The following is a 19,365-nucleotide window of genomic DNA, read 5'->3' as shown; positions in this document are numbered from 1 at the left end:
GCGGAGGATTGAGCAGATGTCATATGCCATAATTGAAAATGGTGGAAAACAGTATCAGGTCACCCCAGGAAAGTTTGTCGATCTGGAAAAGATTGAAGGAAATCTCGGGGATACGATTGAGCTTCAGCAAGTTGCCTTGCTCCATCTCGATGACCAGGAAATTCAAGTGGGGACTCCCTTAATTAAGAATGCAAAAGTCACGGCTGAAATCGTTCTTCAGGACCGTAGCCGAAAAATTCTGGTTTTTAAGAAAAAACGGAGAAAGAACTACCGTAGAACCCGGGGGCACAGGCAGTCTTTTACGAGAGTTAAGATTAAAGAAATTACGGTATAGATAAGGAAACTTTGCAATGGCACATAAGAAGGGCGTAGGGTCTTCCAAAAACGGCCGCGATAGCAATTCTCAGCGATTAGGCGTCAAACGATTCGGTGGAGAATGGGTTCCCGCGGGCTCTATTATCGTCAGACAGAGAGGCACACTTTTTCATCCCGGTCTCAATGTCGGTATCGGGAAAGACGATACGATTTTTTCTAAAGTCGATGGCCATATCAAATTTGAAATCAAGGCCAATAAAAGAAAATTCATCTCTGTCATTCCTGCCGCAGCTGCCTAATCCTGAACTGTAACAGGTAAGATGTAAGGAGTGCGCATGTCCAGGATTATATCCAGACTGGAGACTCCTCGCCTTATTATCGAACTCAATTCGGATGAAGATCCCCGGGCGAGCCTGATTTCCTGTCAGGGGACTCCCCAAAAAAGACAAACCCCTGCGCGGGAGGAGGCACTCTCCTTTTTTTCCGCAGTGCAAACCTTATTGTTTTATTCTTCCCCGCATCCCCCTTCAAATTATAAAGTGGTCCTGAAAAAGTCACTGACCAAAATCGGGATGATTGGTTTCTTCAAATGGTTCCCGGTTGAAAGAACGGGTGCCATCGGGTTTTCCCTGGATAAGAACTTTCGAAATCAGGGCCTCATGACAGAAGCGGTCATCGCATTTATTGAAGCCTGGTTCGGCCAGGGTGAATTCCACTGGATTGAGGGGCAGTGCCAACCTGAAAACATTGCATCAAAGAAAGTCCTCATAAATGCGGGGATGACCTATCGGTCAACTCAGGAGGAGCCTCTCTACAAAGGGAGCAGGATTTACACACTGGAAGTTTATGGAATCAGCAAAGACGAGTGGCTGGCTTTAAATCAGCCATAATGGGGTTGTTGAACCCTTTCTAATAATGATAAAATGTTCCTATGAATTTTATAGATCAAGTTAAAATCTATCTCAGAGCCGGAGACGGGGGTAACGGCTGTACCAGTTTTCGCCGCGAAAAATTTGTTCCCCGCGGGGGACCTGACGGAGGAGACGGAGGGAAAGGAGGAAGTATTGTCTTCGAAGCCTCTCCACATTTAAACACCCTGATTGACTTGCGATACCAGCAGAATTATTTCGTCAAACATGCGGAACATGGCCAAGGGAAAAAAATGTATGGCAAGAACAGCCCGGACCTGGTTATTCCGGTCCCGGTGGGGACGACTATCAAGGATTTTGGCTCAGAAGAAGTTCTGGCGGACCTGGTTGCCCCGGGAGAGACCTTCGTAGGTGCCAAAGGAGGTCGCGGGGGAAAAGGGAATGCACACTTTGCAACCCCAACGGTTCAGGCGCCCACTTTTGCGGAGCCCGGATTTCCGGGAGAAGAGAAAACACTTCTTCTTGAGCTCAAACTTCTTGCCGATGTCGGGCTGGTCGGGTTCCCGAATGCAGGGAAATCGACCCTGATTTCAGCGATCTCTTCAGCTCACCCTAAAATTGCAGATTACCCCTTCACCACGCTGACTCCCCAGCTCGGAGTCGTCGCCTGGGGGGATCAAAAAAGCTTTGTGGTAGCTGACATTCCCGGACTCATTGAAGGAGCGCACGAGGGAAAAGGCCTCGGGTTTCAATTTTTGCGTCATGTCGAAAGAACGTCGATTCTGCTACATTTAATTGATATTTCAGAAATGACAGACGAAGACCCTTTAGAAAGCTTTCAAATCATTCGAAACGAACTCGAGTGCTATCACCGTGATTTAACGCTTAAACCCTTTATTGTGGGGGCCTCCAAGATCGATATTCAGGAATCAGGGGAAAAACTAAAAAAGCTTCAGCAATTCTGCAAAAAGAATCAATACGATTTTCTAGCCTTTTCAGCCGTCACCCATTCAGGGCTCGAGCCACTCATTCAGCTGTTAGGAAGCCGGGTGGACCAGATCCGTCATTCAGAACTTATTTCAAAAGCATAAACATGCGATCAATCAAAAATTGCAAACGGGTCGTTATTAAGATTGGAAGCCGCATTATTGCCTCCAGAGGAGTCGGATTAAATAAGAGCCGGATCGAAGAGTTGGCTGAAGAGATTGCTCGTCTCAAGACGGGGGGGATTGAGGTGGTTCTGGTTTCATCCGGAGCGATCTTAGCCGGAATGGAAAAACTCGGTTTAAAGGAGCGGCCCAAGTCAATTCCGCTCAAACAGGCCGCCGCTGCCGCGGGACAGAGTCAGCTCATGTGGCTTTATGAAAAAACCTTTAAGACCCATAGAATCCCGGTCGCCCAGATCTTGCTGACCGGAGAAGATCTTGCCGACCGAAAAAGATTCTTGAATTCCCGGAATACCTTTTTTGCACTTTTTGATCATCAGGTCATTCCGATCGTTAATGAAAATGACACCGTCTCCTTCGACGAAATCAAGTTCGGAGACAACGACCATCTTGCCGCTCTCGTTACCAATCTGATCGATGCGCAGTTGCTGATCATTCTCACCGACGTCGATGGACTCTTTACGGCGGACCCCAGGGTAGACCCCGAGGCAAAACTCTTGTCCGAAGTAGTTGAAATAACAGATGAAATAGAAAGAAATGCGAGCGGAAGCGGTACCCTGGAAGGAACCGGCGGTATGAGGTCCAAGATTGACGCCGCAAAAAAGGTGGGGGCCTATGGCGTGCAGACCCTGCTTTTGAATGGAACTGTTTCAGGCAATTTAACACAGGCTTTCGCAGGAAAGAAAATCGGAACCCTCTTCCATCTTAAAGGAGAGAGACTGACCAGCCGAAAACACTGGATTGCTTTTTCAATCAAATCCAAAGGAGAAATTTATCTGGATGAAGGGGCTTCGACCGCCCTTGTGCATCGGGGAAGAAGTCTACTTCCCTCCGGGATTACTTCTGTCGAAGGGAATTTTATGGCTGGCGACGCTGTGAATTGTCTGAATCGGGACGGAAAAGAGATCGCAAAAGGCCTGGTCAATTACCCAGCCCATGAGATCAACCAGATTAAAGGAATCAAAACAACGGATATAGAGAAGGTATTGGGATATAAGTTTGCCGATGAGGTGATTCACCGCAATAACCTGGTTTTGCTCGATTAGTAAGTGACCAACAGGTTCAAATAAACTAAAAAGGAATTTCTTTCTATGAACTATCAGGAATACCTACAACCCCTCTGCAAAAGCGCCAAATCAGCTTCCAGAAAACTGGCTATTTTAGACGCTCCGATCAAGAATAATATTTTACTCACGGTGGCAGGCCTCCTGGTCAAATTTGAAAAAGATATTCTTCAGGAAAATCTAAAAGATCTGGAAAATGCCCGGGAGCAAAAACTCGAAGCCGCCAAAATAGAACGACTGACGCTGAATCGGAAAAGAATCGAAGAAATGGCAGACGGGTTAAAGGAGGTTGCCGCATTGCCCGATCCCGTTGGGGAAGTGCTCCACCTGAAGAAGAGACCCAACGGAATGAGAGTCGGCCAGATGACGGTTCCCATCGGGGTCATTGCGATTATTTATGAATCTCGCCCGAATGTCACTATTGATTCCGCCAGTCTCTGCTTAAAATCGGGGAATAGCGTCATTCTCAAGGGGGGATCTGAAGCGATCCATTCCAATCAAAAACTGGCGGAGCTCTTTGTGGAAGCGTTAAAGATGTTTAACGTTCCGGAAGGGGCAGTCACGTTTATCAATAAAACCGACCGGGGAGTCACTGCCGAGCTTCTAAAAATGGATGAAGAAATCGATCTCGTCATACCGCGAGGAGGCGAAGGGCTTATTCAGGCCGTTACGGAAGGTTCACGTATCCCGGTCATCAAACATGATAAGGGGCTTTGCCACATTTATGTCGACTCCGACGCCAATCTCGAAATGGCGCTGAAGATAGCACTTAATGCGAAAGTTCAACGGCCCGGAACGTGTAACGCAATGGAAACGCTTCTCATTCATGCAAAAGCAGCCCCTCTTTTACTTCCCGACCTTCTCGATAAACTGAATCAGCGCGGGGTGGAAATCAGAGGCTGTCCTGAAACTCAAAATTACGGGGAATTTGTTAAACCGGCTACCGAATCGGATTATCGAACAGAATATCTTGATTTGATTCTTTCTATTAAAGTGGTGGCCTCGCTCGAAGAGGCCATGGCCCATATCGAACAGTATGGGTCCCGGCATACCGAATCGATTATTACTGAAAATTACAGCCAGGGAGTGAAATTTCTCAATGAAATCGACGCGTCCGCGGTGATGATCAATGCCTCAACTCGCCTAAACGACGGGTATCAGTTCGGACTGGGAGCAGAAATTGGAATCAGCACATCACGTATCCATGCCCGGGGTCCGATGGGGCTCCGTGAGCTCACGTCCAAGAAGTTTGTCGTTTTTGGAAACGGCCAGATTCGAGAATGAAAATTGGACTGCTGGGTGGAACTTTCAATCCCATTCATTTGGGGCATCTTCACCTGGCGTTGGAAGTCCATTCCCGTTTGTCTCTCGATGAAATTATTCTGATTCCTACCGGTGTCCCCCCGCACAAACTGGATGAAGAACTCGCCTCTCCGGCTGATCGATATGAAATGGTCCGTCTGGCGATTGAAGCCTACCCTTATCTCAAAGTATCCGATATCGAAATAATGCGGCCAGATCGCTCCTATACCATCGATACCGTCAGGGTCCTAAAACGGAAATCGCCGGATGAAAGTTATTTCTTCATCATCGGTCTTGACGCGTTTTTGGAACTCGAATCGTGGAAAGAACCGCTTTCACTCCTTGAATCGGTCCATTTCGTCGTCGTTTCGAGACCGGGCTACAAATTCATCCAGTTATCTTCCCTCCCCTATTTTGCTCAAACTTCTCCAAAACAACTCGCCATGCTGGACAGGAAAGAAATTGACCGGCTGGAGCTAAAATCCAACGCTTTCCCCGGCCCAACTCTCCTCGTCATTGAACCGTATCCGATTTCTTCCTCCAATATCAGAGAAAAATTGAGATCTGGCAAGGATTTTGATAATAAACTCTTGCCCGAACCTGTTAAATCTTTTATAATGAAAAAAAGGATTTTTTTCTAAAATAAAAAGGAAACGGATAACGATTTCATCCAGAGAAAAAGCGCTCATTTCAGCCAGATCTGCCCTCGAAAAAAAGGGAGAAGATATTGTTGTTTACGAAGTGACGGAGTTGACCGCTCTGACGGAATATTTTGTAATCTGTTCTGTTGACTCGCAGCCCCAGTTAAGCGCCGTAACAGATGAAATCGAAAAAGAGTTGGGGAAAAAGGGCATTCAAGCACTGGGCATCGAGGGAGCAAAAGGTTCGCATTGGATTCTCCTTGACTATGACGACGTGATTGTCCACCTCTTTCGAAAAGAAGAACGCGCTTTTTACAATTTGGACGGTTTGTGGGGAGACGCTCCCAGAATCGAACTGGAAGTGGAAACAAAATCGGCCGGGAAAAAAAGGCGAATCGGATAACCGGGCACCCTAAAGGATAGTTCTTTATGCGGCTGTTTCTCGTAATCTTTGTTCTATTAATGCTGGTGCTGGGATACATCGATTATCTCAATCCCTCCCATGTGACGCTTCGTCTCACTCAGACTTCCACCCTTGATATTTCTGTCGCCGGTCTGGTCTTATTTTCCATTGCCTTTGGCGGTCTTTTTGTTATCTTCTCCGCGGGAGTCCGGGAAACCAAAAATCTCTTCTTAAACTGGAAATTTTCCAGACAACAAAAGAAAGAGAACAAAATCCAGGAAATGTACACCCACGCCGTGAACACCTTCCTCTCCAAAAAAAATAAAGAAGCCATTGGGCTTTTCCAAAGAATCCTGGTATTAAAACCGAATCATGTCGATTCTCTGCTCCGTCTCGGCAATGCTTTCCGGATAGAAAAGAATTTCAACGAATCCGTCCGGTTGCATAGAAAGGCGAAAGGCCTGGATGAACAGAATCGGGAAATCCTGTTTGCGCTATCCAGAGATTATGAGGAAAGCGGCCGTTTTGAAGAGGCGGTTGGCGTTCTTAAAGAGGCGGTTGCACTTCAGGAATCCGACCTGCAGGCCTTAACCAAACTAAGAGACGTCTATATTCTCCTTGGAAAATGGGAAGAAGCTCATGCGCTTCAGGAGAAAATCTTGAAAAACGAAGGGGATTTTTCTTCGCAGGGGCTTAAAGATGCCCATGACCTTCTCCTTGGATTAAAATATGAGGTGGGGAAAGGTTTTCTTGAAAACGGAGAACTGGATCACGCCAAGAAATATTTTAAAAGTGCTTTTAAAATGGAAAAAAATTTCCTCCCCGCATACATTGGCTTGGGAGAAGTTTTGATCAATGAGAACAAAGTTGAAGAAGCCGGAGAGTTTTGGGAAAAGGCATTTATTCTCAATGGGCACCACACCCTTCTTTTTCGGATAGAAGATCTCTATCTTGAAATGGGCCAGCCGACCCGAATCATCGGTTTTTATCAGAGCATCGTCAGACGGGACCCTTCAAACATTGTCAATAAATTTTACCTGGGTAAGCTTTATTTCCGGCTTGAAATGATCGACGATGCCTATAATTTATTGATATCCATTGAGAATTATGAAGGACGGTTCCCGGATCTCTATAAATTGTTAGGTCTGATTTATGCGCGAAAGGGCTTTCCGGCCAAGGCCGTCGAAGCTTTCAAGAAGGCGCTCCATTTAAAGGAGTCCGTCAAAGTCCCCTATTATTGCCCGCTTTGCGATTATCACACGGTGGAATGGTCCGGCCGGTGCCACCGATGCGGACGTTGGAACTCTTATACCGCCTGCCCTATTCTGGAAGAAACTTCTTCCGATACTGAAAATCCGATTATGGTCGCCAAGGGTTAACCGGTTCACGCCGCATGGTCAAAAATACCCCTGTTTTGCTCATCATACTTGACGGATGGGGAATCAACCCCAATCCAGATTTCAATGCCATCGTACAAGCCCGCACCCCTTATTATAAAAAACTTTTGTCCAAAGTTCCGCATTGCCAGATCATGACCTCAGGCGAGTATGTGGGCTTGCCAGAAGGTCAGATGGGAAACTCAGAAGTCGGGCATCTCAATATTGGCGCCGGGCGCGTGGTATACCAGGAACTTCTCAGAATCAACAAATCGATCCGGGACAAATCCTTTTTCAAAAACCCTGTCTTTCTTAATCTGATCAAAGACTTGAAGAGAGATAAAAGGGCGCTGCATCTGGCGGGACTCTTGTCGGATGGCGGGGTTCATAGCCATATCGAACATCTCTACGCACTCCTGGAGCTGGCAAAATTAAACGGTCTGGAGAAAGTCTTTATTCACCCATTCCTGGATGGAAGAGATACACCGCCCAAGAGCGCTCTTCTTTATCTCGAACCTCTTCTTGAATTTATTTCGAAAATCGGCGTGGGTCAGATCGCAACAGTCAGTGGCCGATACTACGCGATGGATCGGGACAGAAGATGGGACCGGGTCAAGAAGGCATACGATGCCCTGGTACCAGGAACAGGAAATCCGGCCTCTTCTCCCACAGACGCGATTCAAAAAAGTTATCAGGAGGGCGTGACCGACGAATTTGTTAAACCGGCGGTTATTTACCAGAATGAAAGACCGGTCGGTCCGATTCAGAACGGGGATGGGGTCATCTTTTTTAATTTCAGGGCTGACCGCGCACGGGAATTAACAATGGCACTGACGTCAAAATCATTTACCTCTTTTGACCGGGGGACAGCGCCTCCGGATATTCGTGTGGTCACCATGACCCAGTATGACGAGAACCATATTCTCCCCGCCGCTTTCCCTCCCACCTCTCTGAATGCCTTGTTAGGAGAGATCATCAGTCATCTCGGATTAAAACAGCTTCGAATCGCCGAAACGGAGAAATATGCCCATGTCACCTATTTCTTTAATGGGGGTAAAGAGACTGTTTATCCCGGAGAAGAGCGGATCTTAATTCCCTCGCCCCGGGAAGTGGCCACGTATGACCTGAAACCCCAAATGAGCGCACAGGAAGTCACCGATAAATTAATCAAAGAAATTCAAGCCGAAAAATTTCAGTTTATCGTTTTGAACCTGGCCAATCCGGACATGGTCGGACACACCGGTATTTTCCCTGCGGCGCTTATCGCCGCGGAAACAATTGATCATTGTCTTGAACAGATTGTCGGAGCCATTCAACAACATCATGGAACCGTCATGATTACGGCGGATCATGGGAATCTGGAGCAAATGAAGGATTATCAAACCGGAGAACCTCATACGGCTCATACCACCTTTCCGGTTCCTTTCATCCTGATTTCGGAGACACCCTATCATTTAAAAGAAAGAGGCGTCCTGGCGGATATTGCTCCCACGATATTAGAGGTCATGGATATTCAGAAACCGGCGGAAATGACGGGAGAATCCCTGATTAAAAGATGAGACTTGTTTAAATTCAGTTATTCCTTGATTTTATTTGCCTTTAGAAAGGAACGATCGTAATCTTTCATCCATCGATACATTCTGCAAAGAACTTCGTCTTTTAAAGGACTCGGAACCATTCTGTTCTTTTCGCCTGTTAATAGACCCGGCCCTCCGGGCTGAATCGAAAAATCGATCCAAAGACCCTGCCGGGCCAGTAAATCCATCAATTTCATCACCTCTCCGCAACGAATAAATTGATTAAATCGATCTTCCAGTTTATTGAGAATCGGGTCAAAATCGTCCATGTTTAAAAGATACCATGGATTTCCTCTCTGTCAATCCTGAAGCCGTTCTGACCGGAATCTCTGATTTCAGCAGGATCTTGTTGTTATTTATTCTTAGTATTCGTTTTATAGGAATAGAGCCAACGGGACCTGCCTTTTCCGGCATTCCGGACGGTATGATCGCAATAGGCAGGAATAAGAAATTCTTCTCCTCTCTTGAGATGAAAAGATAACCCATTCATTTCAATTTCCACTTCCCCTTCTACTAACATGACCAGCTCATCGACATCATGAATGTAATTTCTCCAGACCTGGCCAGGAGGATCGATCCAAAGACTTCCACGAAATCCGCGGATTCCCACTCTTTTTCCACTTTTTGAATATCAATCGTGAGATCTGCCATTTTTTTTCCTGTGATAAACGACTTCTTTTCAGATCATAATCGAGCGCGGTCTGTTTTTCACTTAAAAAAATACGGGTTTGATATTTCTAAAAGCAGAAAAAGCGATTTGGCACCTTATTCCCATTTCGGAGCAACCTATGGTAAAATCATCCCGTTCCATGACCTGGGAATTGCCACAAGGAAGTCTTAAATGAGGAGGAGGGTATGGGCAGTGTAAGAGTACTGGTGGGAACGCGCAAAGGGGCATTTATTCTGACCTCGGACGGCAAACGGGCAAAATGGGAGATTAGCGGTCCTCATTTTGGCGGTTGGGAAATCTACCATATCAAAGGTTCACCGATAAACCCTGATCGAATCTATGCGTCGCAAACCAGCAGTTGGTTCGGACAGATCATCCAGCGCTCGGATGATGGGGGGGAAACATGGTTCCAACCTGGTACGCCACCTGGTGAGCCGATGACTACGCCTGAGGGTATGCCAAAAGGTGAGAGCAACAAATTCGTCTACGACAAATCTCACGAAACCGGAAAAACACTTACGACTCACCAGTGGTATGACGGTACACAGCACCCATGGGAGTTTAAACGTGTTTGGCATCTTGAGCCGTCTTTTACCAACCCGGATACCATTTACGCGGGTGTGGAAGACGCCGCGCTTTTTCGTACAACCGATGGCGGAAAAAGCTGGCACGAACTTTCAGGTCTTCGAGGCCATGGCACAGGACCAAAATGGTCACCAGGGGCCGGGGGCATGTGTTTACACTCCATCCTCCTCGACCAGAAAAATCCCGGTCGAATGTACACTGCAATCTCGGCTGCGGGGGTGTTCCGTACCGATGACACCGGCAAGACGTGGAAACCAATTAATCGGGGACTGGTATCTCAACACATTGCCGACCCGAATGCCGAAGTAGGACATTGTGTTCATCGCATCGCGATGCACCCGGCACGGCCCGATGTGCTGTTCATGCAGAAGCACTGGGATGTTATGCGCAGTGATAATGGAGGTGAGTCCTGGCAAGAGGTCAGCGGCAATTTGCCGACCGATTTCGGGTTTGTGATAGACGTCCATGCACACGAGCCGAATACGATATACGTGATACCCATCAAAAGCGACTCTGAACATTATCCACCCGATGGAAAGCTGCGCGTTTACCGAAGCCGTACAGGTGGTAACCAGTGGGATGCTCTGACCAAAGGACTCCCACAAAAGGATTGTTACGTCAACATCTTGCGAGATGCAATGGCTGTCGATTCGCTCGACTCGTGCGGTATTTATTTCGGTACCACCGGAGGGCAGGTGTACGTATCGTCAGATGGCGGAGATAGTTGGAATGCTATCGTCCATCAACTTCCGGCCGTATTATCTGTAGAAGTTCAAACACTGAAATGATCCGGATTGTACTTCCCTATCATTTGCGAACGCTAGCGAAAACCGATGGAGAAGTTCAACTTAATGTGAAGGGACTCGTTACTCAGCGTTCAATCCTTGATGCGCTCGAAGCGCAATACCCAATGCTGGCAGGAACAATTCGTGAACATACCACTCAGCAGCGCCGACCCTTTCTCCGATTTTTTACATGCGGGGAAGATCTGTCTTTCGAATCTCCGGACGCTCTGCTACCCGACAAGGTGGCCTGTGGCGCAGAGCCATTTATCATCGTAGGAGCCATAGCCGGTGGGTAAATGGGAGGAAACTCCACTATCGAATTCAAAGAAAAACAAGGATGCCGAAGGGGGGATTTGAACCCCCACGGGTTGCCCCACACGCCCCTCAAACGTGCGTGTCTACCAGTTCCACCACTTCGGCTTTTTTTAACTGAATTTCTATCTCTTAACTACCAAATAATAGCTCCGCTGGGTAAAGAGACCCGCTTCGCCCCGCAAGCGAGGTGGTTGTCGCCCAGTTCCATTAATTCTGCGTTTTAGAACATGCTAAAAGAAATTTCAATCCCCCCGGCCGCCTCACCGTCTCGGCGGCGTTCGTAGCCTGTCGTCACTTCTTCGTGACGACACTCACTCACCTCGGCATTCTTTAAATACAACCGGAAAATCTAACAAATTAAAATTTGCCTGTGTTAAGAAACCACTCCGATAAGCGAGTTTAGCAGATATCGCCTTGATTGACCCATATCACTTAACTGCTAGGAGGAGCTTTAAGGGAAATTAGGTTTTTAGCATTACCTGACTGGATTTGTCAACTTATTTTGGCTTTAAATTCCAGTCGGTATACCAGGTAAGATAAAATTGAAGTTTGTCTGAATAGTCATTTAAATCTGGATATTTTTCCCAGAGATAGTCTATCCCCAGATGAAAAGCTGATTTCTTAAATTCGACCCCCGCCGCTTCGCTATAGGCGTCAAAGTAGTCCCTGTTTTCGCTTCGAAAGCGCCATCGGGCCTCGGCAAAGGTATTGAAAATAACCCCTCCCGGAAGAGTCGTCCAGTCGATTCCCTGATTGACATATCCCATTGTTCCGGTTCCAACCAGACTGTCTACGTCATGGGTCACCGTGCCCCAGAATGCACCGGGGAATCCCTTAGTTCCGGTCGTTCTTTTCTTTTGGAGATCCCAATCATAGAACCAGGTTAAGTAATATTGCACTTTGTTCGAATGGTCTGACAATTCAGGATAAGTCTCCCAAACATAATCGGCTCCCAGGTGAAATATCGATTTCTTAAATTCCAGTCCGAGGGCTTCACCATAGGTATTATAATAAGCCCTGTTTTCGCTTCGGAATCGGTAACGCACTTCGCCAAATGTATTAAACTTTATTCCGCCAGGAAGGGTCGTCCAGTCTATTCCTTGATTGATATATCCCATCGTTCCGTTTCCGACAAGGGTGTCATCATCGTGACTGATTTGACCCCATGTGGAACCCGGGAGCGCCTCATATCCCCAGGCGACAAAGGAGTTTAAGAAAAAAATTACGCAAAGTGCGACAAGATTTTTCATATTAGGCAAATCCACATTCTTCTCCTTTTATCAAACTAATTCATCTGTTCCGACGTGAGCTTTTTCCATTGTTTGTCTTTCGCGTTTATATAGAATTCTCCTTCATACTTGACCACTTTGGCTCCATCATTTTCTGACATAAAGTCGGTTTCTGGAATCTGACTTGCATCAGTATCGTTTAGGCCAGTCTTGATGAATTGAGAAATCAGGAACGAGAGCGCCAAATAGCTGACCGGCTTTGAAACGATTAAGGGTTGAATATCCCGATGGGATTTTTTGATCCCGAAATATTTGATCCCCACAGGAACGGTGGTTATTTGAGGCAGTGGAATTTCTCTCAAGCCTGCCACCTGGATCCTGCTTCCCCTTAAAGCCATACCATGTTCAGGCACAAACAGAATTATCCCTCTTCTATTTGTTGACTCAACTAATTGATAAAATCTCTCCAAATCCGAAAAAAGCTTTGACACCGCGGATCGATATCGTTCCTTTCGATCGTGTTTCCACCATTCATTTTCATCCTTAAAATGGGCACCATCATGAAGAGAAATGGTATTGTAATACACTGCCACCTGTCTCGAAGGGTTTTCTTGCCTTTCCTTCCACCATTTATCAAGAACTGCAAAATCATCATATATTGCAGATCCGTCAAAATTATAGGCCTGGACCGGCAGGTCACTGGGTATCTGGGGAGATACCAAATGCCCGAGCTCCTGAATTTCCTTTGAAAAATGACCGTAAACTCCATCATGATTCATGATGGCATTTTCCGTAAAACCAACAGATTGAAGAGCAGAAAATAGATAGCATTCTTCTGGAACATTTTGATAAAGAGATTGATGGGGAACTTGTCCACAGTTCGCTCGCAAAAGCCTGATGGCTGATGGCCCACTGTAGGATGTTACTCCATTAAATTGGGTCATCAGAATATCATATTGGTTGAAAAAGGGATCTTTATCCAGGCCCACCTCTTTGAGGTCATCCCACGAGAGCGAACAAACATGCAAAATCATAATGTCTTCACCGTCTCCGTTTATAACGGGCCCAACAAAATGGATGGATTTTTTTAAGTCTGCATCAAAAATTTGAGCTCTGGCCCTATCTGATTTGTCGCTGAATTCATGATGGTAACTTTGCAACGGAACCGTGAGCAACAGAATCAATGAGATTGGCGTGATGCGAATTTCTTTGCGATAGGCGATAAAACAAATGAGCAAAATCGCACCTATTATTGTCATTTCCATCAAATTTAAAAAACCGTGTGAAAATTGTATGAGGTACTCTTTTAAAGGAATCCCTTCATCGAAGATAAAATCTAATACCTTCTTGAAGGAAGGGAGCCAGGAATCGTACCATAACAAAAGGAGCGCCAAAAAAAGACTTACGACAAGCTTTATTGCATTTAGCTCACTTCTCTTTTTAAATCCCTCCGGAACAGGAATAATAAGGAAAATTAGAAGGAGTAGGTTTAATAAGAAATGAATCTGGATAATACTCTTATAAAAAAGATAGTACTTTAAGAAAAAATAGAAATTCCACATTCCCATTAATAAAATACCCGTATTTCATTTCTGGACTAAAATTTTTTTGACAAAAACAGAGCTAGTTCGGGATCCTGACGCGAAAGGAAACGGACACCATAAATGAGGCCCTTCCCGCTCACCTTGGAACAGTGAACAATTTCACCCTGGGTTCGAAATATGATCGATCGATTGTAGAGCAACAACTCCACATTTCTTTTTAATATTTCCCTGCTTGACAATCGAAGAGAAACACCTTGATAACTGATGTCTTCGGTTTCTCCTTTAAAGGTTCGATCGCCCACTTTCACTTCACATTTGAACTTTCTCGGAAGTCTCGGAGACAATCTTCGAATGATCTTCTCCTTGATAAATGTTCGAAATGGAGAAGATACCATAAAACCTAGCGATCTGAAACTTTTTGCCGATTTCCGATGATTCTCTTGCCAAAAACCTGGAAAACAATAGATCTGACGGATCAAACTCTGACGCTGAGGACCGGCTATTTGTAAAAATCGTATACCGATACTCACTTCTCCAGTTGGAAGAAAATCATACCGGATCACTTCTCCTTTTAGCTCGGTCGTCTCTCCAAGTTCTCCGACAAGCTTAATCCGGGCGTCAGGAGGAAGTGACAGTCTGAAGGCTGGACGTTGAGATTTTGGAGAATTGTGGACCAACCTGATTTTTTCCTCTGCAGGGAAAAAGAGCTGCGGATCTTCCTTCGACACCATTGACAATCCCGTCTCGCTCAAATCAGTCGTCATGCCGTTTATGACGCGTTTCCCAATACTTATTTCACATTTTATTGACCTGAAAATACGCGATGAAGTCCTATTTTGAAGCTGCTCCCTTGCCAAGACAATGGCACCTATGATCACAATGAGATTGTAAAGAGTCCAAAATCCGCTCAATAGAGCGGCATCACGATTGATTTCTCCATAAACGGCTTTGTATCCTCCGACACCTAACCCGGCGACCAGCAATAGTCCTACAATAAGATGTGGCACAACCATGGACCAGTCTAATTTTGTTTCCGAAAATTGAATTCCCTTTGGTGTTACAAAGAAAGTATTTTTTTTCGGACTGAAAAACGTTGCAAATGCCGTCCAACTGATAAAAAAACACATGACCGTTTCATACATATCGGACCAGAATGAACTACGATAACCGAGACTGACTCGATTAAATGCCATCAATCCTATGAGGTAGTAAGGCAGATAGAAATTTAACAAGTCCGGGACAGCCGCAGTAAGAGGAGCTCGACCGAGCAGCAAGTAAGAAAGCGGGGCAACCAGATAGATTAATCGGGCCCATCCATGGAAAAAATAGAGAATCGATCCGAGATAATTCAGTCTTTGCATAAACGAAAGACCCCATTTCCAGATTGGATTATCCATTAGAAAGACCTGAACTCCCCCGCGAGTCCACCGTTGCCGCTGCTTTAAGTAACTCCTGTAGCTCTCTGGGGCCAGACCGGCTGCAAGGATTTTATTGAGATATATCGATTTAAATCCTTTCGAATGAAGAACCATGCTGGTATGAAGATCTTCTGTCAAAGTTTTAGTCTGAATACCTCCGATTTTTTCGAGTGGAGTCCGGCGAAAAACAGCTCCGCTTCCGGCATAGAAACTGGCATTATGACGATCCTTTCCCGGTTGAATCACATAGAAAAACAGATCCTGTTCGTTAACGATTTCTCTCTCTAATCTTAAATTGCGCTGAAAGGTATCGGGATTGTAGAAATAATGTGGAGTCTGAACCAAAGCAACCTTTTCATCTTTAAAGAAACCCAATGTTTCTTTCAAAAAGGACCGCACAGGAATGTGATCACAATCCAGCACCATGATAAACTCCCCGGACGAATGGGCCAGACCGTAATTGAGATTTCCAGCTTTTGCGTCTTTGCGATTCGGACGGCTTAAATATTGACACCCGAGCTCATTACTCATCGCCCTGACACCAGGGCGATATCCATCATCCAGGACATAAATGCGGAGAAGGTGAGGAGGGTAATCAAGGGAAGTGCACCCGACAAGCGTTTTATATAAAATGTCGAGAGATTCATCAAAAATGGTGACAAAAATATCAACGCGAGGAAAGTCCTCATCCTTCGGAGGTTTTGCCTGATGAGTGACCGGTTTGCCAATCTGAAGATAAAATAATACTACCGAAATGAAACCGTAAATTTCAGCGCCATAGACGATCCAGCTTATTGCTCCGCTAAGAGGGTCTTCCCTGTTAATCGTGTAAGCCCATCGCCAGTAGAGATACCGCCCCCCCGCAAAGAGAGAAACGAGCATGACGATCCATTTGATTTTTTCAGAATAGACCTCTTGGTGAGTCAGTAAAATCGCCAGTAAAATTAAGATGATAGAAAGCAGAAATGGATACCCTGGTATATTAAGCATATTTATCATGCTTAAATTGTAGCAAATTTAAAAAATCCTGCTGTTATCGGCTCCCAACTTGTTCTGTCCTGTGTTAAACTCCTCACGTGAGATCCTTCCCAAAGAAAAAAGCAGAATTGTCACGAGCCCTGTCAAAAATGGGGATCGCTTCCCGAACCGTCGCGGCAGAAATGATCATTTCAGGAAAAGTGAGAATCGGGAACAAAATCATCCGGGATCCCGAATATTCCGTAGAATTCCCCATTCAAAATCTGTTCATTTACAATCAAAAAGCGACGAACGCCAAAAAGGTGTATTACATGATGCATAAACCAAAAGGGATCGTGACAACAAGAAGTGACGAAAAAGGGAGGAAGACTGTCTACGATCTCCTTCATTCCGAATTTTCCTGGATATTTCCTGTGGGGAGACTCGATAAAGAAAGCTCGGGTCTCCTTTTGCTCACGAACGATACGGCCTGGGCCGATAAAATTGTCTCCCCGGTTTCCAAACTTCCCAAGACTTATCACGTCAAAGTAAATCGATCTATAAAAGAAGAAGAGATTTTCAAAATCAGCAAAGGGCTTAAACTCTCTGACAAACTATCCTATCTGCCTATAAATATTGAGAAAATAAGGGAAAATAAAAAGTCTTGCTGGCTTGAATTGACCCTCGAAGAAGGTAAGAATCGCCAGATTCGCAAGTCATTTGAACATTTGGGCTGCCGGGTTGAAAATCTGGTTCGAATACGAATTGGAAAACTTGAACTCGGAGAGCTTAAACCAGGAGAATTCAGACCTATTTCACCAGATGAAGTTGGAATTGCCTCTTCTTAATTCATTCTTGACAAAATAAACTCACTATCCTAGTATCAATTTACCGTATGAAAACCAATGCCAATTCGACTCAACTTAAATCATCTCCTCAAACAATGGATGAAGTTCTCCTTAGTTATCAAGAAGATATACAGTCTGTTGAAAATCAGATCAAAGATTCTCTTTCATCAAGTATCGGCCTTATTAACGATGTTTTTTTCCATATTCTGCAGAGTGGCGGGAAAAGACTTCGACCGTTACTTTTGATTATCGCGTCGCGCCTTTTTGCTTACAAAGGAAAGGACCACATTATTCTGGGAAGCGTCATGGAATTTATCCATACGGCGACCTTGCTTCATGACGACGTGGTGGACGAAGCGAGTCTGCGCCGGGGGAAAAAAGCCGCGCGAATGGTTTGGGGAAATCAGGCCAGCATCCTGGTCGGAGATTACCTGTTTTCAAGGGCTTTTATTGAAACTGTCGGCTTGAATCGGGATGATCTGAATTTCCTTCTCTCACACACTTGCCAAACACTGAGCGAGGGGGAAATTCTTCAGCTCATTAATACCCACAACTTCTCAATGACCGAAAAAGATTACTTAAAAATTATCGAATTTAAAACCGCATCCCTGATTTCTCTTTCCTGCCGTGTGGGGGGTCTCCTGGCAGGCGCCCCGGAAAAAGATCTCGATGCGCTTTCCCGATTTGGTCTCAATCTCGGTATTGCCTATCAGATTGCCGATGACACACTCGATTATATGGCTGAAAAGGAACTTCTTGGAAAGACGCTCGGACAAGATTTTAAGGAAGGCAAAATTACAATGCCCCTCCTTCACCTGATGTCAAAATGCGGTCCCGCAGAGCGCACTAAAATCGAAGAAATGTTTCATCAAAATCAGTTTTCAGACAAAGAGCTGGTGTTTATTCAAAAGTTGCTGGGAGAATACCGTTCCTGCGAGTATGCCCTCCAGCAAGCGGAATCATTCTGCGAAAAAGCAAAAGAACAGATCTCCTCTTTTCTTCCCTCCCGTCACAAAAATGCCCTGAATATTATTGCAGATTATGTCATCACCCGAAACCGCTAGTCCCGTCCCGATTTCAAATGAAAATCTCAGTCATTGTTCCAACGCTCAATGAGGAAAAGGTATTAAGAGGAACACTGAATCGATTAAAAAAGAGCATGGATCTCGATTTAATCGTCGTGGACGGCGGGAGTCAGGATGAGACCGTGGCGATCGCAAAGGAGTATACCCGAAAGGTTTTTGTTACTCCTCCGGGAAGGGCCCGGCAGATGAACGAGGGGGCCCGGCATGCGGAAGGAGAGATTCTCCTCTTCCTCCACGCCGATTCGACCATTGCCACCGGAGGGATCGGAAAAATCGTTCCTGCGATAACCAGCCTTCATGCGGTAGGAGGAGCGTTTCAACTGGCTTTCGACAGTCGAAATATTCTGATGAGGATCGTCGCCGGGCTTGCCAATTTCAGAAGCCGGTTCACTCGAATTCCATATGGGGATCAGGGAATATTCATCACTCGTGCGCTCTTTCAAAAATTGGAGGGGTTTCCCGATCTTCCAATTTTGGAAGACGTGGCCTTCGCCACCCGGATGAAAAAAGAGGGCCGTATCGCCATCTTAAGAGACAAAATCACCACCTCTTCCCGCCGATGGAAAAAGGAAGGAATCTTTTACACCACTTTGCGCAATCGGCTGTTTATGATCGGATATCAACTCGGGGTATCTCCTCGGCGATTGGCTTCATGTTACCGTAATATCCGGTAACTGAACCGGCGCGGCGTTATAAGATGTCCACATGACCTGAGAAAGGAAATCAGAAATGGATTCAAAAAATAATTTAGAAAATCTCGCGGGGAATAAGTCCGCCGAATGGATGGAGAAATTCGATAAAGTAATCTATTTGATGACCGGAATCTCTTTCCTGCTTATCGGCGTGGGGGCATTTTTCTACAGCTGGATTTCCTTTGTCGGAGAAATTCACAAGGGATTTCTCCATGCCATACTGAGGTTCATCAATGATCTCCTTCTCGTGATGATCATTATGGAGATCCTCAGAACAATCATCAATTATTTGAAATCGCAAGACATTCTTCTCGAGCCGTTTCTTTACATCGGTATTATTGCCGCCACCCGTAAAATGTTGACAGCCGGCGCTGAAATTTCATTCATGGAAATGACCAACGATCAGACTTTTTATCGTTATCTGATGGATCTCGGAGTCAATGCATTAGTCGTGGTCGCGTTGGGAACCGCCCTGTACCTCATTGATAAAAGGAGGAAAGCATAACAACTTGAAAGTTCTTCGT

Annotated in this window: 21 protein-coding genes and 1 tRNA gene; 16 read left to right on the top strand and 6 right to left on the bottom strand. The window is 45.5% G+C overall.

From position 1 onward, the window contains the following. The first annotated feature begins 16 nt into the window (after window positions 1-16). The 10 genes from rplU to HY200_09265 are packed head-to-tail and all read left to right on the top strand — an operon-like array spanning window position 17 to window position 8,695. Complete coding sequence (gene rplU, locus HY200_09310; GenBank protein MBI3595142.1) at window positions 17-334, top strand: 50S ribosomal protein L21; 318 nt, start codon at window positions 17-19, stop codon at window positions 332-334. 16 nt (window positions 335-350) lie between these two features. Beyond that, a complete protein-coding gene (gene rpmA / locus HY200_09305) occupies window positions 351-614 on the top strand; it encodes a 50S ribosomal protein L27 (GenBank protein MBI3595141.1) in 264 nt (87 codons plus the stop codon). 36 nt (window positions 615-650) lie between these two features. Beyond that, entirely contained in the window at window positions 651-1,205 is a 555-nt protein-coding gene (locus tag HY200_09300; GenBank protein ID MBI3595140.1) for a GNAT family N-acetyltransferase, read from the top strand. 41 nt (window positions 1,206-1,246) lie between these two features. Next, window positions 1,247-2,275: a GTPase ObgE gene (gene obgE, locus HY200_09295; protein MBI3595139.1), complete on the top strand. Its 1,029-nt coding sequence runs from the start codon at window positions 1,247-1,249 to the stop codon at window positions 2,273-2,275. Between the two features lie 2 nt (window positions 2,276-2,277). Beyond that, window positions 2,278-3,396 (top strand): glutamate 5-kinase, encoded by a 1,119-nt coding sequence (proB, locus tag HY200_09290; GenBank protein MBI3595138.1) that lies wholly within the window; start codon window positions 2,278-2,280, stop codon window positions 3,394-3,396. A gap of 45 nt (window positions 3,397-3,441) precedes the next feature. Further along, window positions 3,442-4,698, top strand: coding sequence for a glutamate-5-semialdehyde dehydrogenase (locus HY200_09285; GenBank protein ID MBI3595137.1), 1,257 nt, complete (start codon window positions 3,442-3,444; stop codon window positions 4,696-4,698). Beyond that, window positions 4,695-5,357 carry a nicotinate (nicotinamide) nucleotide adenylyltransferase gene (nadD, locus tag HY200_09280; GenBank protein MBI3595136.1) on the top strand — a complete coding sequence of 221 codons (663 nt, stop codon included), beginning with the start codon at window positions 4,695-4,697 and terminating at the stop codon, window positions 5,355-5,357. Before HY200_09285 ends, nadD begins: the two co-directional genes overlap by 4 nt. 1 nt (window position 5,358) lies before the next feature. Beyond that, the gene (rsfS, locus tag HY200_09275) at window positions 5,359-5,760 is read left to right on the top strand and encodes a ribosome silencing factor (protein MBI3595135.1); all 402 of its coding nucleotides are present in this window, start codon (window positions 5,359-5,361) and stop codon (window positions 5,758-5,760) included. Window positions 5,761-5,786: 26 nt separating this feature from the next. Beyond that, the gene (locus HY200_09270) at window positions 5,787-7,139 is read left to right on the top strand and encodes a tetratricopeptide repeat protein (protein MBI3595134.1); all 1,353 of its coding nucleotides are present in this window, start codon (window positions 5,787-5,789) and stop codon (window positions 7,137-7,139) included. 14 nt (window positions 7,140-7,153) lie between these two features. Further along, window positions 7,154-8,695 carry a 2,3-bisphosphoglycerate-independent phosphoglycerate mutase gene (locus HY200_09265; GenBank protein ID MBI3595133.1) on the top strand — a complete coding sequence of 514 codons (1,542 nt, stop codon included), beginning with the start codon at window positions 7,154-7,156 and terminating at the stop codon, window positions 8,693-8,695. Window positions 8,696-8,712: 17 nt separating this feature from the next. Here HY200_09265 and HY200_09260 read toward each other — a convergent pair whose 3' ends face one another. Both HY200_09260 and HY200_09255 read right to left on the bottom strand, forming a co-directional pair. Beyond that, on the bottom strand, window positions 8,713-8,982 hold the full coding sequence (locus HY200_09260) for a hypothetical protein (GenBank protein ID MBI3595132.1): 270 nt from the start codon (window positions 8,980-8,982) through the stop codon (window positions 8,713-8,715). A gap of 83 nt (window positions 8,983-9,065) precedes the next feature. Then, window positions 9,066-9,323, bottom strand: a complete 258-nt coding sequence (locus HY200_09255; protein ID MBI3595131.1) for a cupin domain-containing protein — start codon at window positions 9,321-9,323, stop codon at window positions 9,066-9,068. 245 nt (window positions 9,324-9,568) lie between these two features. On the opposite strand from HY200_09255, the gene HY200_09250 reads away from it, so the two are divergent. Both HY200_09250 and HY200_09245 read left to right on the top strand, forming a co-directional pair. Continuing rightward, a complete protein-coding gene (locus HY200_09250; GenBank protein ID MBI3595130.1) occupies window positions 9,569-10,756 on the top strand; it encodes an exo-alpha-sialidase in 1,188 nt (395 codons plus the stop codon). Next, a complete protein-coding gene (locus HY200_09245) occupies window positions 10,753-11,049 on the top strand; it encodes a MoaD/ThiS family protein (protein MBI3595129.1) in 297 nt (98 codons plus the stop codon). The genes HY200_09250 and HY200_09245 overlap by 4 nt, the downstream gene beginning before the upstream one ends. Window positions 11,050-11,091: 42 nt before the next feature. Here HY200_09245 and HY200_09240 read toward each other — a convergent pair. The 4 genes from HY200_09240 to HY200_09225 all read right to left on the bottom strand — a co-directional run bounded on the left by HY200_09240 (window position 11,092) and on the right by HY200_09225 (window position 16,249). Further along, window positions 11,092-11,173: transfer RNA gene (locus HY200_09240), tRNA-Leu, on the bottom strand. A 392-nt stretch (window positions 11,174-11,565) separates the two neighbouring features. After that, a complete protein-coding gene (locus HY200_09235; protein MBI3595128.1) occupies window positions 11,566-12,327 on the bottom strand; it encodes a hypothetical protein in 762 nt (253 codons plus the stop codon). A 26-nt stretch (window positions 12,328-12,353) separates the two neighbouring features. Beyond that, the gene (bcsG, locus tag HY200_09230) at window positions 12,354-13,859 is read right to left on the bottom strand and encodes a cellulose biosynthesis protein BcsG (GenBank protein ID MBI3595127.1); all 1,506 of its coding nucleotides are present in this window, start codon (window positions 13,857-13,859) and stop codon (window positions 12,354-12,356) included. Between the two features lie 35 nt (window positions 13,860-13,894). After that, window positions 13,895-16,249, bottom strand: coding sequence for a glycosyltransferase (locus HY200_09225; protein ID MBI3595126.1), 2,355 nt, complete (start codon window positions 16,247-16,249; stop codon window positions 13,895-13,897). Between the two features lie 116 nt (window positions 16,250-16,365). On the opposite strand from HY200_09225, the gene HY200_09220 reads away from it, so the two are divergent. The 4 genes from HY200_09220 to HY200_09205 are packed head-to-tail and all read left to right on the top strand — an operon-like array spanning window position 16,366 to window position 19,346. After that, the gene (locus tag HY200_09220; protein ID MBI3595125.1) at window positions 16,366-17,064 is read left to right on the top strand and encodes an rRNA pseudouridine synthase; all 699 of its coding nucleotides are present in this window, start codon (window positions 16,366-16,368) and stop codon (window positions 17,062-17,064) included. 47 nt (window positions 17,065-17,111) lie between these two features. After that, window positions 17,112-18,128, top strand: coding sequence for a polyprenyl synthetase family protein (locus HY200_09215; protein ID MBI3595124.1), 1,017 nt, complete (start codon window positions 17,112-17,114; stop codon window positions 18,126-18,128). 17 nt (window positions 18,129-18,145) lie between these two features. Continuing rightward, window positions 18,146-18,823: a TIGR04283 family arsenosugar biosynthesis glycosyltransferase gene (locus HY200_09210; GenBank protein ID MBI3595123.1), complete on the top strand. Its 678-nt coding sequence runs from the start codon at window positions 18,146-18,148 to the stop codon at window positions 18,821-18,823. 55 nt (window positions 18,824-18,878) lie between these two features. Then, window positions 18,879-19,346: a phosphate-starvation-inducible PsiE family protein gene (locus HY200_09205; GenBank protein ID MBI3595122.1), complete on the top strand. Its 468-nt coding sequence runs from the start codon at window positions 18,879-18,881 to the stop codon at window positions 19,344-19,346. Window positions 19,347-19,365 lie beyond the last annotated feature (19 nt).

Source organism: Nitrospirota bacterium, assembly GCA_016194305.1.
GTDB lineage: Bacteria > Nitrospirota > Nitrospiria > JACQBW01 > JACQBW01 > JACQBW01.
Note: the sequence above shows the minus strand (reverse complement) of the source record. Positions and strands in the feature narration are given on the sequence as shown.

Coding starts and splice junctions, on each gene's coding strand:
- rplU (MBI3595142.1), top strand. CDS start 17: ATGTCATATGCCATAATTGAAAATGGTGGAAAACAGTATCAGGTCACC.
- rpmA (MBI3595141.1), top strand. CDS start 351: ATGGCACATAAGAAGGGCGTAGGGTCTTCCAAAAACGGCCGCGATAGC.
- HY200_09300 (MBI3595140.1), top strand. CDS start 651: ATGTCCAGGATTATATCCAGACTGGAGACTCCTCGCCTTATTATCGAA.
- obgE (MBI3595139.1), top strand. CDS start 1,247: ATGAATTTTATAGATCAAGTTAAAATCTATCTCAGAGCCGGAGACGGG.
- proB (MBI3595138.1), top strand. CDS start 2,278: ATGCGATCAATCAAAAATTGCAAACGGGTCGTTATTAAGATTGGAAGC.
- HY200_09285 (MBI3595137.1), top strand. CDS start 3,442: ATGAACTATCAGGAATACCTACAACCCCTCTGCAAAAGCGCCAAATCA.
- nadD (MBI3595136.1), top strand. CDS start 4,695: ATGAAAATTGGACTGCTGGGTGGAACTTTCAATCCCATTCATTTGGGG.
- HY200_09270 (MBI3595134.1), top strand. CDS start 5,787: ATGCGGCTGTTTCTCGTAATCTTTGTTCTATTAATGCTGGTGCTGGGA.
- HY200_09265 (MBI3595133.1), top strand. CDS start 7,154: ATGGTCAAAAATACCCCTGTTTTGCTCATCATACTTGACGGATGGGGA.
- HY200_09260 (MBI3595132.1), bottom strand. CDS start 8,982: ATGGACGATTTTGACCCGATTCTCAATAAACTGGAAGATCGATTTAAT.
- HY200_09250 (MBI3595130.1), top strand. CDS start 9,569: ATGGGCAGTGTAAGAGTACTGGTGGGAACGCGCAAAGGGGCATTTATT.
- HY200_09245 (MBI3595129.1), top strand. CDS start 10,753: ATGATCCGGATTGTACTTCCCTATCATTTGCGAACGCTAGCGAAAACC.
- bcsG (MBI3595127.1), bottom strand. CDS start 13,859: ATGTGGAATTTCTATTTTTTCTTAAAGTACTATCTTTTTTATAAGAGT.
- HY200_09225 (MBI3595126.1), bottom strand. CDS start 16,249: ATGCTTAATATACCAGGGTATCCATTTCTGCTTTCTATCATCTTAATT.
- HY200_09215 (MBI3595124.1), top strand. CDS start 17,112: ATGAAAACCAATGCCAATTCGACTCAACTTAAATCATCTCCTCAAACA.
- HY200_09210 (MBI3595123.1), top strand. CDS start 18,146: ATGAAAATCTCAGTCATTGTTCCAACGCTCAATGAGGAAAAGGTATTA.
- HY200_09205 (MBI3595122.1), top strand. CDS start 18,879: ATGGATTCAAAAAATAATTTAGAAAATCTCGCGGGGAATAAGTCCGCC.